Annotated in this window: 12 protein-coding genes; 5 read left to right on the top strand and 7 right to left on the bottom strand. The window is 39.3% G+C overall.

The window, feature by feature from the left end; all coding sequences use genetic code 11:
• Positions 1-214: 214 nt before the first annotated feature.
• A complete protein-coding gene (locus MSG66_RS00970; RefSeq protein ID WP_324651579.1) occupies positions 215-1,432 on the top strand; it encodes a CaiB/BaiF CoA-transferase family protein in 1,218 nt (405 codons plus the stop codon).
• 187 nt (positions 1,433-1,619) lie between these two features.
• The gene (locus MSG66_RS00975; RefSeq protein WP_003651125.1) at positions 1,620-2,465 is read left to right on the top strand and encodes an IclR family transcriptional regulator; all 846 of its coding nucleotides are present in this window, start codon (positions 1,620-1,622) and stop codon (positions 2,463-2,465) included.
• A gap of 70 nt (positions 2,466-2,535) precedes the next feature.
• Here MSG66_RS00975 and MSG66_RS00980 read toward each other — a convergent pair whose 3' ends face one another.
• Entirely contained in the window at positions 2,536-3,345 is an 810-nt protein-coding gene (locus MSG66_RS00980; protein WP_324652355.1) for an enoyl-CoA hydratase, read from the bottom strand.
• Positions 3,346-3,632: 287 nt separating this feature from the next.
• Here MSG66_RS00980 and MSG66_RS00985 point away from each other — a divergent pair, with 287 nt between their 5' ends.
• Positions 3,633-4,604 carry an NAD(P)H-dependent flavin oxidoreductase gene (locus MSG66_RS00985; RefSeq protein WP_202742412.1) on the top strand — a complete coding sequence of 324 codons (972 nt, stop codon included), beginning with the start codon at positions 3,633-3,635 and terminating at the stop codon, positions 4,602-4,604.
• 70 nt (positions 4,605-4,674) lie between these two features.
• Here MSG66_RS00985 and MSG66_RS00990 read toward each other — a convergent pair whose 3' ends face one another.
• The 6 genes from MSG66_RS00990 to MSG66_RS01015 all read right to left on the bottom strand — a co-directional run bounded on the left by MSG66_RS00990 (position 4,675) and on the right by MSG66_RS01015 (position 11,248).
• A complete protein-coding gene (locus MSG66_RS00990; RefSeq protein WP_324651584.1) occupies positions 4,675-5,847 on the bottom strand; it encodes an MFS transporter in 1,173 nt (390 codons plus the stop codon).
• Between the two features lie 74 nt (positions 5,848-5,921).
• Positions 5,922-6,755, bottom strand: coding sequence for an IclR family transcriptional regulator (locus MSG66_RS00995; protein ID WP_042896736.1), 834 nt, complete (start codon positions 6,753-6,755; stop codon positions 5,922-5,924).
• 108 nt (positions 6,756-6,863) lie between these two features.
• On the bottom strand, positions 6,864-8,069 hold the full coding sequence (locus MSG66_RS01000; RefSeq protein WP_324651587.1) for a 3-oxoadipyl-CoA thiolase: 1,206 nt from the start codon (positions 8,067-8,069) through the stop codon (positions 6,864-6,866).
• A 14-nt stretch (positions 8,070-8,083) separates the two neighbouring features.
• Complete coding sequence (locus MSG66_RS01005) at positions 8,084-9,607, bottom strand: 3-hydroxyacyl-CoA dehydrogenase (protein ID WP_324651589.1); 1,524 nt, start codon at positions 9,605-9,607, stop codon at positions 8,084-8,086.
• A gap of 61 nt (positions 9,608-9,668) precedes the next feature.
• Complete coding sequence (locus MSG66_RS01010) at positions 9,669-10,430, bottom strand: SDR family oxidoreductase (protein ID WP_324651591.1); 762 nt, start codon at positions 10,428-10,430, stop codon at positions 9,669-9,671.
• 29 nt (positions 10,431-10,459) lie between these two features.
• Entirely contained in the window at positions 10,460-11,248 is a 789-nt protein-coding gene (locus tag MSG66_RS01015; RefSeq protein WP_133974175.1) for an enoyl-CoA hydratase, read from the bottom strand.
• Between the two features lie 311 nt (positions 11,249-11,559).
• Between MSG66_RS01015 and MSG66_RS01020 the strand changes: the two genes are divergently transcribed.
• Both MSG66_RS01020 and MSG66_RS01025 read left to right on the top strand, forming a co-directional pair.
• A complete protein-coding gene (locus MSG66_RS01020) occupies positions 11,560-12,714 on the top strand; it encodes an acyl-CoA dehydrogenase family protein (protein WP_202742406.1) in 1,155 nt (384 codons plus the stop codon).
• A 58-nt stretch (positions 12,715-12,772) separates the two neighbouring features.
• On the top strand, positions 12,773-14,059 hold the full coding sequence (locus MSG66_RS01025) for an MFS transporter (protein WP_004642397.1): 1,287 nt from the start codon (positions 12,773-12,775) through the stop codon (positions 14,057-14,059).
• The last annotated feature ends 84 nt before the right edge of the window (positions 14,060-14,143 follow it).

Genomic DNA, 14,143 nt, shown 5'->3' on the forward strand with positions numbered 1-14,143 from the left:
TCGCAATGCGATATATTGTTATTGGTATTTGATTGGCTAATTTATTGATTTATCTAAGCTATATTTTCTTATAAAAATTCATCATTTTTAGTGGAAAATTAAAGTTTGATTTTTAAAATGAGGTGTGTATATTAAAAATATATATCGCTATGCGAAATTTTAAATGGATAAATTTTCCTATAGGAAATGAATCACCAGATAGAGTGGGATGAAGATGGGTGCTTTAAATGGAATTCGGGTGCTTGACTTAAGTCGGGTATTGGCTGGGCCTTGGTGTGGACAAACGCTGGCCGATTTAGGTGCAGAGGTCATCAAAATTGAAAGACCCAAAGTAGGTGACGATACCCGTTCTTGGGGACCACCTTGGATGAAAGATGACTCTGGGTCTGATACTCAAGAAGCAGCTTATTATCAGTCTACAAACCGCAATAAATTATCGGTTGCCATCGATATTGCCAGTCCTGATGGCCAAGAATTGATTAAAGCTTTAATTCAAGACACAGATGTGGTGATTGAGAACTATAAAGCGGGTTCTTTAAAAAAATATGGTTTGGACTATGAGTCTTTATCTCCAATTAATCCGAAATTGGTGTATTGCTCAATTACAGGTTTTGGTCAAAATGGCCCGAGAGCAGAAGAACCTGGTTATGACTTTATTATTCAGGGAATGGGCGGACTCATGTCAGTCACAGGTGAGCGTGATGATTTACCGGGCGGTGGTCCCCAAAAAGTAGGTGTGGCCTTTTCTGATTTAGCTACAGGACTTTATTCTACGATTGCCATACAAGCTGCTTTACTTAACCGTCATGTGACGGGTTTAGGACAATACATTGACATGGCTTTGCTTGATGTCCAAATTGCGACTATGGCAAATCAGGGAATGAATTATCTTTCATCGGGTAATATCCCTAAGCGTTATGGCAATGCACATGCCAATATTGTGCCTTACCAAGTATTCAAAGCTTCTGACCGTGATTTTATTATTGCATGTGGAAATGACACTCAATTTATTCAGCTCTGTAGAAGTATTGGTTTACCCGATTTACCCAATGATGCGCGTTTTGCCCGAAATGCAGACCGAATTAAACATCGTGATGAAGTTATTGAAATTTTATCAAACCATTTCTTAACTAAAACTGCAGATGAGTGGGTAGATGCGATTTATGCTGCTAAAGTTCCGGTAGGGGTAATCAATAACTTGGAGCAAGCTTTTCAAGAGCCACAAGTCATTGCTAGAGAAATGTTGGTCGAGATGAATCACCCGCAACGTGAGAAATTGAAGGTAATTGGTTCGCCAATCAAACTTTCAAGAACCCCTGTTGAGTACAAAACCGCTCCTCCGCTGTTAGGTGAACATACTCAAGTGGTTTTAGGTCGAGTCGTTTCTCTAGAAAAATTAGATGAGCTTAAGAAAAAAGGTGTGATTGCGTAAGCTGGTTTTAAAGCGAAGGGTTAAAATTATTTTTAAAATTAGAAAATAAAATATTTAGCCTTTCGCTTGAATGGTTTAAATCAAGTTATATTTTAGATGCAGACTAGGACGTTTGCTTTTTTGCTATTTATAGAAAAAATAGATTATAATTTTCGCAGTGCGAAACAAAATATGGATTGGTATAAATATGAATGATGCAGTAGATGCAGAGCAAACAGAAAAATTATTAGCGCCTTTAAGACATGAATTATTACATCCGATTCAAGACATGCAGGATGAAAATGATCGCCAATTTATTACTGCATTAGCCCGTGGTTTAGAGCTATTACGTTGTTTTACGCCAAAACATCAGCATTTAGGGAACCAAGAACTCGCACAAATGACGGGTTTACCTAAGCCAACCATTACTCGTCTAACGCACACTTTGTCTCGTTTGGGTTATATCAAACAAGTCCCCAATTCGAGCAAATTTCAACTTTCAGTTGGGGTTCTTGCTTTTGGTTACTCGATGCTTTCTAACGTGTCGATTCGTTCTATTGCTCATCCATATATGAAAAATCTGGCAGACTATGCTGGCGCTGCGGTCGCAATGGCAACACGTGATCGACTCAATATGATTTATCTTGACGTGGTGCAAGGTAAAGGCAATATGACCATGCGCCGTCAGGTCGGAACTTATTTACCGATTCATTTAAGTTCGATGGGACGTGCATGTTTGGCTGCAATGCCTGAAGATGAAAGAGAGTTTTTGCTTGATGCGATTCGTAGCAAACACAAAGAAGACTGGATCAAGATTAATCGTGATTTAGACAAAGCTTTTAAAGACTATCAAGATTTTGGATATTGTTTTTCAATTGGCGAATGGCATAAAGATGTGAACTCAGTTGCAGTTCCATTGATTCATGAACAACATGGTTTACTGGTGTTCAACTGTGGCGGTCCAAGCTTTATTATGAACCGAGAAAAACTTGAAGAAGATATTGCACCACGTCTTTTGCATATGGTGAATAACATCCGTACTGAGATTAGTTAATTGTACTGAATTAAAAAATCAAAAAGGCCAGCAAAGATATTGATTGCTGGCCTTTTTCATAAGTTGTATTTCAAATGACGTGCTTATGGAAATTCGGTTTTCTTTTTTCTTTGAAGGCGCTTAGAGCTTCTTTAAATTCTTCACCTTGCAAACAATGAGAAAAAATAGTCGACTCATGATCAATACGATTGAGTAGATCATCAATCGGCATATCTCTTAATAATTTTTTGCTGAGCTGTAAAGCTTGACTTGGTTTGTGAGCGAGTTTAATTGCCACATCTTCAACTACCTGATTCAGCTCAGTTGCCTCAAATATTTCATTTACTAGACCATAATCTTTTGCCTGTTCCGCCGAAAATTTTTCGCCGAGTAAAATAATTTCAGAAGCCCGAGCAAAACCTAATAATCTCGGTAAGATGTAACTAGAACCTGCTTCAGGCACAAGTCCGAGGTTCACAAAAGGAAACTGAAAAATAGAATTTTGACTTGCATATACGAGGTCACAATGTAAAAGCATGGTGCTGCCAAGGCCAATTGCCACGCCATTTACTTTAGCAATAATTGGTTTTGGAAACGTTGCTAAGCTTTTTAGAAACACAATCGAAGAGGGTGGTTCGGTACTGGTTGTATTACGCATTTCGAATGCATTTACATCATTTCCACTGGTAAATGCAGACCCTTCGCCTGTGAGTATAACAACATGAACTTCTTGATTGATTGCTGCCTCATCTAATGCCTGACTGAGTGCAGAATACATTTCATAATTAATCGCATTCTTTTTGGTGGGATTGCTCATCGTTAGTGTGAGTATGTTTTTATCTAAATGTTGCTTAATCACACCTATTGTCAATTTATTTTGACTCATATCATCGTGCCGCATCATTCATTCCTTTTGCTTAACTATTTGAAAAATATTTACTTTATTTTTGATTTAAACCAAATATTCTTAGATAGATTTAAAATTAAAACTTTAAATTAATAAGATGATCCTATCGAAAATAAATTCCATTATCAATTAATTTGTTTTATATTGTGGTATAAAATTTTGTATTGCGAAATTTTAAGCTTTATAAGTTTAGAAATGTTTATAGGATTTATGGGTAATAAAGTACCTAGACATGCTAAGGAAATCAGAAGCTAGGTATATAAAAATTGAGTGGAAATAATATGAAGACGAAAATTACAGAATTATTTGAAATCGAGCACCCGATTATTCAAGGCGGTATGCATTATGTCGGTTTTGCGGAGCTTGCTGCTGCGGTTTCAAATGCAGGTGGATTAGGCATTATTACTGGCCTGACGCAAAGAACACCTGAAAATCTAGCAAAGGAAATTGCACGCTGTCGAGAAATGACTGATAAACCTTTTGGCGTAAATTTAACTTTCTTGCCTACCGTAAATACACCAGATTATCCGGGTTTTGTAGACGCAATTATTAAGGGCGGAGTCAAGGTTGTAGAAACAGCGGGTCGTAATCCTGAACAAGTCATGCCTTATTTAAAGGCTGCTGGCATTAAAGTTATTCATAAATGTACATCTGTCCGACATAGCCTAAAAGCCCAGCAAATTGGATGCGATGCAGTTTCTGTAGATGGTTTTGAGTGTGGAGGGCACCCAGGTGAAGATGATGTACCGAATATGATTCTATTGCCTTTAGCAGCCGATGCATTAGAAATTCCATTTGTTGCTTCAGGCGGGATGGCGGATGGACGCTCACTCGCGGCAGCTTTAGCCATGGGGGCAGATGGAATTAATATGGGAACACGTTTTATTGCAACTCAAGAAGCTCCAGTTCATGCAAATGTGAAACAAGCAATTCTGAATGCAACTGAAAGAGATACCCGTTTAATTATGCGAGCTTTACGCAATACCGAGCGCGTGCTGAATAATGTAGCAGTTGAAAAAATTGTAGCGAAAGAAAAAGCGCTTGGTGACAACATTAAATTTGAAGATATTATTGAAGAGGTTGCAGGGGTTTATCCTAAAGTCATGATAGATGGCGATGTAAATGCCGGAGCATGGTCATGTGGGTTAGTTGCAAGTTTGATTCATGATATTCCGACCTGTGATGAATTGGTCAGCCGTATTGTTAAAGATGCAGAAGATATTATTCGTGGACGTTTATTGGGGCTTTTATAAAATTTAACTTTAGCTCATAACGTTTATCACGAAATTATTGAAAGTTTCGTTTAAGATCAGTACAAGCTTGCTAGTTGTGCTGATCTTTTGCATCGGCAATACAATAATAAAGACACAAGACGGCAAAAATTAAGCCTAAAATACAGACACCCGTCCAACCAAAATGTTTCCAAGCATAACTGCCCGCTGTGGTGCCTAAAGCTCCACCAGCAAAATAACCCGTCATATAAATCGCATTAAAACGTGAACGTAATTCTTGATTGAGCTTAAATACAATACTTTGATTGGTGACATGAACTGCGGAAAGTGAAGCGTAGAGAATGAGTAGGGCAATAATGTAAAAGGCGAAATGGTAGGGTAAAAGTGAAAAAAGAATCCAACTTAAAATTAGCCCGATACCGCAATAAATTGAAATTTTATGGATATACCCTTGGTCAATAAATTTTCCTGAAAAATTGGCAACGAAAGTTCCTAAAACACCAACAAAACCGAAAAGACCAATCGTAAAGTCACTAAAAAAATAGGGAGCGGGAGCCAAAAGTAATGACATGGTGGTAAAAGTTAAACTCACACAAGCAAATGTAAAACCACCAATATAAGTTCGAGTTCTTAAACGTCGATTTTGAATAAAAATTTGTGGAAGTGAGCGGATGGTTTTTGCATAGTTTTCAGATTTGGTGGGTGGGAATAATCCAATATTACGATGCAAAATAATGGCGATGACTAGTAATAAAAAACCACTGACCAGATAAATTACATTCCATGCAAAAAGCGTAGACATTAGACCTGATAGGGAGCGAGCTAATAAAACTCCCATCATGAGACCACTTAGTAAAAAACCAACCACACGACCACTTTGTTGAATGGGAACCAGACTTGCGGCAAGCGGTAACAAAAGCTGGGCTGAACTGGAAAATAGGCCAGTAATGATTGTACCTAGTAAGAGCAGATAAATATTGTGTGAAAAACCACTAATAATTAATCCACTTGCAGCCAGTAACATAAAGATGAAGAGCAACTTACGCTTTTCTAAAATGTCACCTAGTGGCATTAAAAAGAGTAGACCACATGCATAGGTAATCTGGGCTAAAGTCGGCACCCATGCCGTGGTGGTTTCGGTTAAATTTAAGCTTAAACTAATCGAATGAATGAGTGGTTGGCTAAAATAATTTCCACCTGTACAGATGCCTGCTGCAATAGCCATTAAAAAAATGGTTGGAGTATAGAGTGCGTTTTTCATCATGCCTTTTTGTTATAATGAAAGAGGAACCTTAATCGTCACAACCATTACTTTTTTGAGCAGGGTTGTTAGGGCGTTTAATTCAAAGCATCTTGAATGTTGTGCACCATATGAATTAAACGTGGTCCAATTTCACCTTCAAGTTTTTCTGGATTTAAATGGAAACTTGGCGCGCCGCAGTTAAATACATAAAGACCATGTTTTGAGCTAACCAATGGTACAGCGACCGAGTTCACTTCTTTATGCCATTCACCTAAAGACAAACAATATCCGTAATCTTGGTAATCTCGGAAAGCTCGTTCTAGGGAACGTTTAATTGCAGGCCAGTTTTCAGCGTTTTTTTGTTTAAGCGCATCAAGTAAAAAATTACGTTCGCGTTCTGGGGTTGCCGCTAAACAGGCTCTTCCCATTGAACTACTATGAAGTGGCAAAGTCGAACCAATAGGGCGGCGCATATTTAAGGCAGTTTCAGTTTGTACAACATCGATATACACCATGTTCAGACGGTCACGTGTTGCCATTGCCACAGGGGCTTGCACATATTGGCTCATCTCTTCCATATATTGATGGGCAATAGTACGGATAGAGATATTCGACAACGCTGCATATCCTAAAGATAAAACACCAATATCTAGCGTATATTTGGTCGAATTAGGCAACTGTTTTAAATAACCCAAAGACACTAAGGTATTGGTAATACGTGCAATGGTCGGTTTAGGTAAACCTGTCATTTTTGCGAGTTCTTGGTTACCAAGTACCTGATTGCTTGCAGAAAAACATCTTAAAAGTTCTAAACCACGTGCTAAAGAAGCAATAAATTGAGGGTTATTTTCCCGATGAATATGTGAAATAGGATCTAGACGTATCTCATCAAAATTTATTGGTTTTTCAGTGTCCGAGTTTTGAGACATTCGATCCTCAAATATAATAAAGCAAAAGTTTTGCCATTATATTTCGCTCTGCAAAATAAATCCATTCATCACTGCGCTGTTGTGATGAATGGATATCTAGTTCGATGATTATGAAACGTTTTCAATCACCATAGCGAGGCCTTGGCCTACACCAATACATAGGCTTACGACAGCATATTTTTTATTTCGGCGGATAAGTTCACGTGCCACTGTTAAAGCAAGACGAGCGCCAGAAGCACCAAGTGGATGTCCAATGGCAATCGCACCGCCATTTGGATTTACGCGAGAGTCATTAAAATCAACATTTAAACCCTTTAGGCAAGACAAGACTTGGGAAGCAAAGGCTTCATTAATTTCAATAATGTCCATGTCATCTAAAGTTAGCCCTGCACGTGCAACTGCCTTTTTAATGGCTTCAATAGGACCAGCACCCATAATGCGTGGTTCAATACCAGCTGCCGCTGCTGACAAAATTTTTGCCATTGGTTTTAAACCATATTTTTGGCCTGCGGCTTCTGAACCAATGAGTAATGCTGCTGCACCGTCATTAATACCTGAAGCATTACCAGCAGTGACCACACCGCCTTCAAATAAAGGTTTTAACTTTGTGAGTGCTTCAACAGTTGAACTTGGGCGAGGGTGCTCATCTTCAGACACCAGTTTTGGCGGTAATTTTTTGCCTTGGAAAACTTCAATTGGGGTAATTTCACCCGCAAAAAAACCTTCTTCTTTTGCTTTTTGATATTTGGCTTGTGACTGAGCTGCAAATAAATCTGCTTGCTCACGGGTAATACCAAAATCGGCAGCAACATTATCACCCGTTTCAGGCATTGAATGGCCGCCGTACTGAGCAATAATTTTTTTATTCGGAAAACGAGAGCCAATGGTAGTGTCATAAATTTTAGCATCACGGCTATAAGCACTTTCGGCTTTACCCATCACAAAGGGCGCACGTGACATACTTTCTACACCACCAGCAAGATATAACTCACCTTCACCACAAGTAATGGCGCGAGCAGAGTCAATTACAGCAGCTAAACCACTAGCACATAAACGGTTTACGGTTTGACCGGGTACAGTGACAGGTAATCCCGCAAGTAAAAGTGCGTTTCTTGCAACATTACGGCTATCTTCACCTGCTTGGTTGGTATCACCTAAAATTACATCTTCAATATCAGCACCCGGAACACCAGTTTTTTCAAGTAACTTTTGAATGACTGTCGCTGCTAAATCATCTGGACGAATTGAGGCAAGTTCACCTGCATGGCGACCAATTGGGCTACGTAAACCATCATATATATATGCATTTAACATTGAGAAGTTCCTTTTCAAAACTCATTAGTAAAAGTAAGCGGTAAATTAAGCGCGACGCGACGTTGCAACCATGGGCTAGGGCGGTAGCGTGGATCGTGGGTTAAATTCGATATGCGGTTTAGAATAAGTAAGATTTTTTCGCTACCGATTTGATCGCCCCATTCAATTGGGCCAAATGGATAACCTAGACCTAAGCGGACAGCAGCATTGATATCATCTACTGTTGCAACATTTTGCTGGGCAATATCGCAACCTAAATTAATGACCATGGACAAAACACGCTGAGCAACAAAGCCAATACTTTCAGCAATCATGCTGACCGTATTTCCATCTAAATTGAAAATAGAGTGAGCTGCCTGACGGTAGTCAGCTTTCGTAACAAGTGATGGCATTAAGGTTCGATGCTTTGCAATGCCATAAAGCATGTCTATAGCAACAGCTTGTTCTGGGTTAACCCCTAGGCGAATAGCCGCTTGAGTTGTATCTTCACCGTAACAAGCCAGTAAACATAAACTGTCTGATTGCGGTTCAGGATTGGTGTCTAAAGTAATATTTTGCTGAGTTAAATAGTCTTCGAGCTGTGTTTTATCTTCAGAGAAATCTGCCGCCACCCAAACTTTTGGATATTGTTCTAAACGCTCTACAAACTTAGCGGGTTCTTCACCTGTTTTTGAACTAGTTTCATAATTATAAAAACCTTGATTGGTTTTGCGTCCAAGTTGTTTGGCGTCTAACAGTTGCTTGGTTAAAGGACTTGGTTTGTAGCGTGCTTCTTCATAATATTGATGGTAAATCGATTCCATCACAGGATGTGAAACATCAAGTCCTGTTAAATCGAGCAGTTCAAAAGGCCCCATTCTAAAACCAACACCATCACGTAAAATTCGGTCAATTTCGCTAATATCGCAGACGTTTTCATTTAAAATTTTGAGAGCTTCAGTTCCGTAAGCCCGACCCGCATGATTAATAATAAATCCTGGTGTGTCCTTAGCAACCACCGGGCGGTGGCCCATAGCACGTGATAGTTTATCTAAAGCATCAATTATACTTGGATCAGTTTTTAAGCCTCGAATGACCTCAACAACTTTCATGAGTGGAACAGGGTTAAAGAAATGGTAGCCCACCACACGTTCAGGTTTTTTGCAGTTTGCAGCAATTGCCGTGATAGAAAGAGAAGATGTGTTGGAAGCTAGGATAGTATTTTCGGAAACAACCTCTTCAAGTTGTTGCATCAAACTTTGTTTGATATCCAGACGTTCAACAATGGCTTCTACAATCAGGTCACAATCTTTTAAATCTTCAATTTGTTGCGCAACAATTAAATGACTATTTGCCGATGCTGCTTGTTCAGCCGTAATTTTATTTTTGTCGACCAACTTTTGAAATGTAGCAGCAAGTTTTTCTTTTGCTTGTTCTGCTGCACCTGCTTTAGCATCATATAAATAAGTGGTATGTCCTGATTGTGCAGCAATTTGAGCAATACCGCTGCCCATAATACCGACACCAATCACAGCCATACTTTTAATATCATAAGTCATGTCGATCATCCTGATTATTGATCTGTATTTGAAATTAAGCGGATAAATAAGGGTTGGTGATTTAGCTTAAGCATTGTTTATCACCATCAATTGGTAAGATCTGGCCTGAAATAGAACGACCACTATCTGAGGCTAAAAATAGGCATAAATCTGCAATATGCTTTGGATTTACAAAATATTTGAGTGACTGATTTTTCAGTGCATTTTGTGTGACTTCTTCAAGTGAGCTCTGGGCTACATCTGCGCGGGCCTGTAAAACTCGTTGGACACGGTCACCATCAACAGCGCCCGGAAGAATGGCATTAACTCGAATATTATCTGCACCGAGTTCCATAGAAAGTGTTTTGGTAAAACCAATAAGTCCCCATTTTGAAGTGGAATACGCCAAACGGTATGGATAGCCTAAGCGACCTGCAATTGATGACATATTGATAATCACACCAGAATCTGACTGTTTTAAATAGGGAATCGCTAATTGAGTAATTAAAAAAGTGCTATTCAGGTTTAAATTAATGACCGTGTTCCAATCTTCAAAACTCAGTTCATCTGCTGCAATGGTCGGGCCTGAAATGCCTGTGTTGTTAACTAAAACATCAATATGACCAAGTTTTTGGACTGCTTGGGCAAACATAAGCTTAATTTGCTCAGGCTCTGCTAAATCACATGCATATATGTACAGCTTTGGATAATCTTTCTGAAACTGTTCTAGACTTTGAGCATTAATATCACAAACGAAAACTTCATAATCGTTGTTTAAAAATGCCTCAGCAATGCATCGTCCAATCCCTGAACCGCCTGCACTAATAAATACTTTTTTAGCCATTTTCATTCCTTTGTTGTTATCAATTTAAATTATTTACCTTGATAAGATGGTTTGCGTTTTTCAATAAAAGCTTGAACACCTTCATTTTTATCTTCGGTAGAGAACAGCAGTTGGAATGCTTTACGCTCTAGGGTTAAGCCTGCATTTAATGGAACATCTTCACTCATAAGTGCAACTTCTTTAATTTGTTGCAGAGCAATTGGCGGCATTTTTGCTAGGCTTTGCGCCATTTGAATAGCGGTGGGAATAGTTTGGTCGTCTTCAGTCACTTGTGAAACAAGCCCAATGATATAAGCTTCTTCAGCCTTCACCATTGCACCTGTCATAATCATGCGCATGGCATGAAACTTACCGACTGCACGAAATAAACGTTGTGTGCCGCCAGCACCCGGCATTAACCCGACTTTAATTTCTGGTTGACCAAAAGTCGCACCTTTGCCTGCAATAATAATATCGGCATGCATTGCCAATTCACATCCGCCACCCAATGCATAACCATTTACCGCAGCAATGACAGGTTTAGGGCACTGGGCAATCGCATTCCAGTAGCGCTCGGTATGGCGTAATAACATTTCTGTGGAAGTTGCGGTTGCCATTTCTTTTAAATCTGCACCTGCGGCAAAAACTTCTTCGCCGCCCGTCAGTACAACAGCATTGATCTCATCGTTAAAACTTAATTCTGTGAAGACTTGTGCTAATTGTTTGCGAACTTCAGTGTTGAGTGCATTTTTAGCTTCAGGTCGGTTTATTTTTACTACAGCTATTTTTGAAATAGAAAAGTCGATTTCTACGAAATTGTTCCCTGTGATTGCACTCATTTTCGAATTCCTTGTTTCGCATATCAAAACTATATTCCTTTTATGATGCTTATTTTGGAATTTATTTCAAGTCTTATTTAGTTGAATAGAGTGTTTATAAATCCATTTTGATTGTAAGTTATTGATATTATGTATTGGCTTGTTTTTAAATTTCGTTAAACGAAATTAATTTTCAAAAAAGCTTGAAATTTGTATTTTCGTTCTCGTACTATGAAACACATCCGCAGTAAACAAGATTTAAAACATGGTAGCCAGAAAAGCTAAATATGGCTGATGGGTACGATGGAAATATATAAGAAGGGAGACCATTAATGATCCGTGATGAAGGGATGTTGGAGCAATTACTTTCAACAATTCGAGATTTTGTAAAAAATGAATTGATCCCTCGTGAAAACGAAGTGGTAGAGAAAGATAAAATTCCGGATGACATTGTGCAGCAAATGCGTGAACTCGGTTTGTTCGGACTCACAATTCCAGAAGAATATGGTGGCTTAGGCATCACCATGGAAGAAGAGGTAAGAGTCGCATTTGAGCTGGGACAAACTTCACCAGCTTTTCGTTCTTTAATTGGTACCAATAACGGTATTGGTTCAAGCGCGATTTTGATTGATGGCACAGAAGAGCAAAAACAAAAATATTTACCACGTTACGCAAGCGGTGAAATTATTGGTTCATTTTGTTTAACCGAGCCTGAATCTGGTTCTGATGCTGCATCTTTAAAAACCAGTGCAGTAAAAGACGGCGATTTTTACGTTCTAAACGGCACCAAGCGTTTTATTACCAATGCGCCGCATGCTGCAACTTTCACGGTCATGGCACGAACTAATCCTGAAATTAAAGGGTCGGGGGGTATTTCAGCTTTTTTAGTAGAAGCAAATACACCAGGCATTACTTTAGGCAAAATTGACCAAAAAATGGGACAAAAAGGTTCGCATACGTGTGATGTGATTTTTGAAAATTGCCGGATTCCTGCTTCTGCACTCATTGGTGGTGTTGAGGGAATTGGTTTTAAAACTGCAATGAAAGTGCTTGATAAAGGTCGTTTGCACATTGGGGCATATAGCGTGGGTGTTGCAGAGCGCATGCTAAATGATGCACTTCTCTATGCTATTGAACGTAAACAATTTGGCCAACCGATTGCTAACTTCCAGCTTATTCAAGCCATGCTTGCGGACTCAAAAGCCGAGATTTACGCTGCTAAATGTATGGTTTTAGATGCAGCTCGCCGTCGTGATAATGGTGAAAACATTAGTACAGAAGCATCTTGCGCAAAAATGTTTGCGACCGAAATGTGTGGCCGAGTTGCCGATCGTTGTGTACAGATTCATGGTGGGGCGGGTTACATCAGTGATTATGCCATTGAACGTTTTTATCGAGATGTACGTTTGTTCCGTTTATATGAAGGAACCACGCAAGTTCAACAAATTATTATTGCTAAAAACATGATTAGGGAAGCTACAACCTAATAAAAAATTAAATGCCATGAGGCATTGGATGCCTCATGTTCCTCCTGAGGATATGGACATGACAACAGAAACACTGAAGCAGGAAGCAAGCCCTGAAGGGATTCAAACCCCCAAAAAGATTTGGATTACTGCATTTATCTTTGCCTTTCTTACCTTGTTATGTGATGGCGCAGATTTGGGTTTTCTCGCGCTCAGCTTAACCAGTTTAAAAACGGAATTTCATTTAACGGGTGTACAGGCAGGTACTTTAGGAAGTTTAACACTTTTAGGTTCAGCAATTGGCGGTCTGATTGGTGGTTGGGCGTGTGACCGTTTTGGACGCGTGCGCATTATTGTGTTTTTTATTGCTTATTCTTCAGTTTTAACCTGTGCGCTTGGTTTTACTGATTCTTATATGCAGTTTGCCATTGTACGAGTCTTTGGCTCGATGGGGCTGGGTGCATTATATATTGCCTGTAATATTTTAATGTCAGAAATGGTGCCGACTAAACATCGTACCACCGTATTGGCAACCTTGATGACGGGTTATACCTTGGGTTCATTACTTGCAACCTTGTTAGCAGGTCATATTATTCCTGAGCATGGTTGGCGTTTTCTGTACTGGATTGCAATTACTCCTGTGGTGTTGTCGATTTTGATGCACTTTTGTGTGCCTGAACCTGCATCTTGGAAAAAATCACGTGAACTGAAAGCATTAGCTGCAACGACAGTCGATCCAACCCAAAAAGTGAAACGTCAGAATCCTTATCTTGAAATTTTAAAAGATAAAAAACACGGCACCATGTTTGTGTTGTGGATTATCAGTACAGGTGCATTACAGTTTGGTTATTACGGGGTAAGTAACTGGCTACCTGCTTATCTTGAATCTGATCTGGGGATCAAATTTAAAGAAATGGCGATGTATATGGTTGGTACCTTCCTGATTATGATGTTTGCCAAAGTAATTGCCGGCATTGTTGCGGATAAATTGGGTCGCCGTGCTGTGTTTGCTTTTGGAACCATTGGTACAGCACTGTTTATTCCTGTCATTGTTTATCTAAATACACCAACCAATATTTTATGGATGATGCTGTTCTTCGGTTTCCTTTACGGTATTCCATACGCCATTAATGCCACCTATATGACTGAAAGCTTCCCGACTTCGATTCGTGGTTCTGCGGTTGGGGGTGCCTATAATATTGGCAAGGTTCTGTCAATTTTCTCTCCACTTACAATTGGTTATTTATCGCAAAGTGGTTCTATTGGTTTAGGGCTATTGGTGATGGCAGCTGCTTATTTTATCTGCGGTGTGATTCCACTGTTATTTATTAAAGACCGATTATTTAACCCGCAAAAAGCTGATTAATTCAGCAGTGTTTCAGACTTGATCATGATCAGGTCTGAACCTAAATCATGCACGGTTACCAGTTAATTTATTGCATGAAAAAAA

The organism is Acinetobacter sp. IK31 (genome assembly GCF_035615195.1).
In the GTDB taxonomy this organism is placed as follows: Bacteria; Pseudomonadota; Gammaproteobacteria; order Pseudomonadales; family Moraxellaceae; genus Acinetobacter; species Acinetobacter calcoaceticus_C.

What these genes read in the sequence shown, in the direction of transcription:
- MSG66_RS00970 (WP_324651579.1), top strand. Translation starts at nt 215, where the DNA reads ATGGGTGCTTTAAATGGAATTCGGGTGCTTGACTTAAGTCGGGTATTG.
- MSG66_RS00975 (WP_003651125.1), top strand. Translation starts at nt 1,620, where the DNA reads ATGAATGATGCAGTAGATGCAGAGCAAACAGAAAAATTATTAGCGCCT.
- MSG66_RS00980 (WP_324652355.1), bottom strand. Translation starts at nt 3,345, where the DNA reads ATGCGGCACGATGATATGAGTCAAAATAAATTGACAATAGGTGTGATT.
- MSG66_RS00985 (WP_202742412.1), top strand. Translation starts at nt 3,633, where the DNA reads ATGAAGACGAAAATTACAGAATTATTTGAAATCGAGCACCCGATTATT.
- MSG66_RS00990 (WP_324651584.1), bottom strand. Translation starts at nt 5,847, where the DNA reads ATGATGAAAAACGCACTCTATACTCCAACCATTTTTTTAATGGCTATT.
- MSG66_RS00995 (WP_042896736.1), bottom strand. Translation starts at nt 6,755, where the DNA reads ATGTCTCAAAACTCGGACACTGAAAAACCAATAAATTTTGATGAGATA.
- MSG66_RS01000 (WP_324651587.1), bottom strand. Translation starts at nt 8,069, where the DNA reads ATGTTAAATGCATATATATATGATGGTTTACGTAGCCCAATTGGTCGC.
- MSG66_RS01005 (WP_324651589.1), bottom strand. Translation starts at nt 9,607, where the DNA reads ATGACTTATGATATTAAAAGTATGGCTGTGATTGGTGTCGGTATTATG.
- MSG66_RS01010 (WP_324651591.1), bottom strand. Translation starts at nt 10,430, where the DNA reads ATGGCTAAAAAAGTATTTATTAGTGCAGGCGGTTCAGGGATTGGACGA.
- MSG66_RS01015 (WP_133974175.1), bottom strand. Translation starts at nt 11,248, where the DNA reads ATGAGTGCAATCACAGGGAACAATTTCGTAGAAATCGACTTTTCTATT.
- MSG66_RS01020 (WP_202742406.1), top strand. Translation starts at nt 11,560, where the DNA reads ATGATCCGTGATGAAGGGATGTTGGAGCAATTACTTTCAACAATTCGA.
- MSG66_RS01025 (WP_004642397.1), top strand. Translation starts at nt 12,773, where the DNA reads ATGACAACAGAAACACTGAAGCAGGAAGCAAGCCCTGAAGGGATTCAA.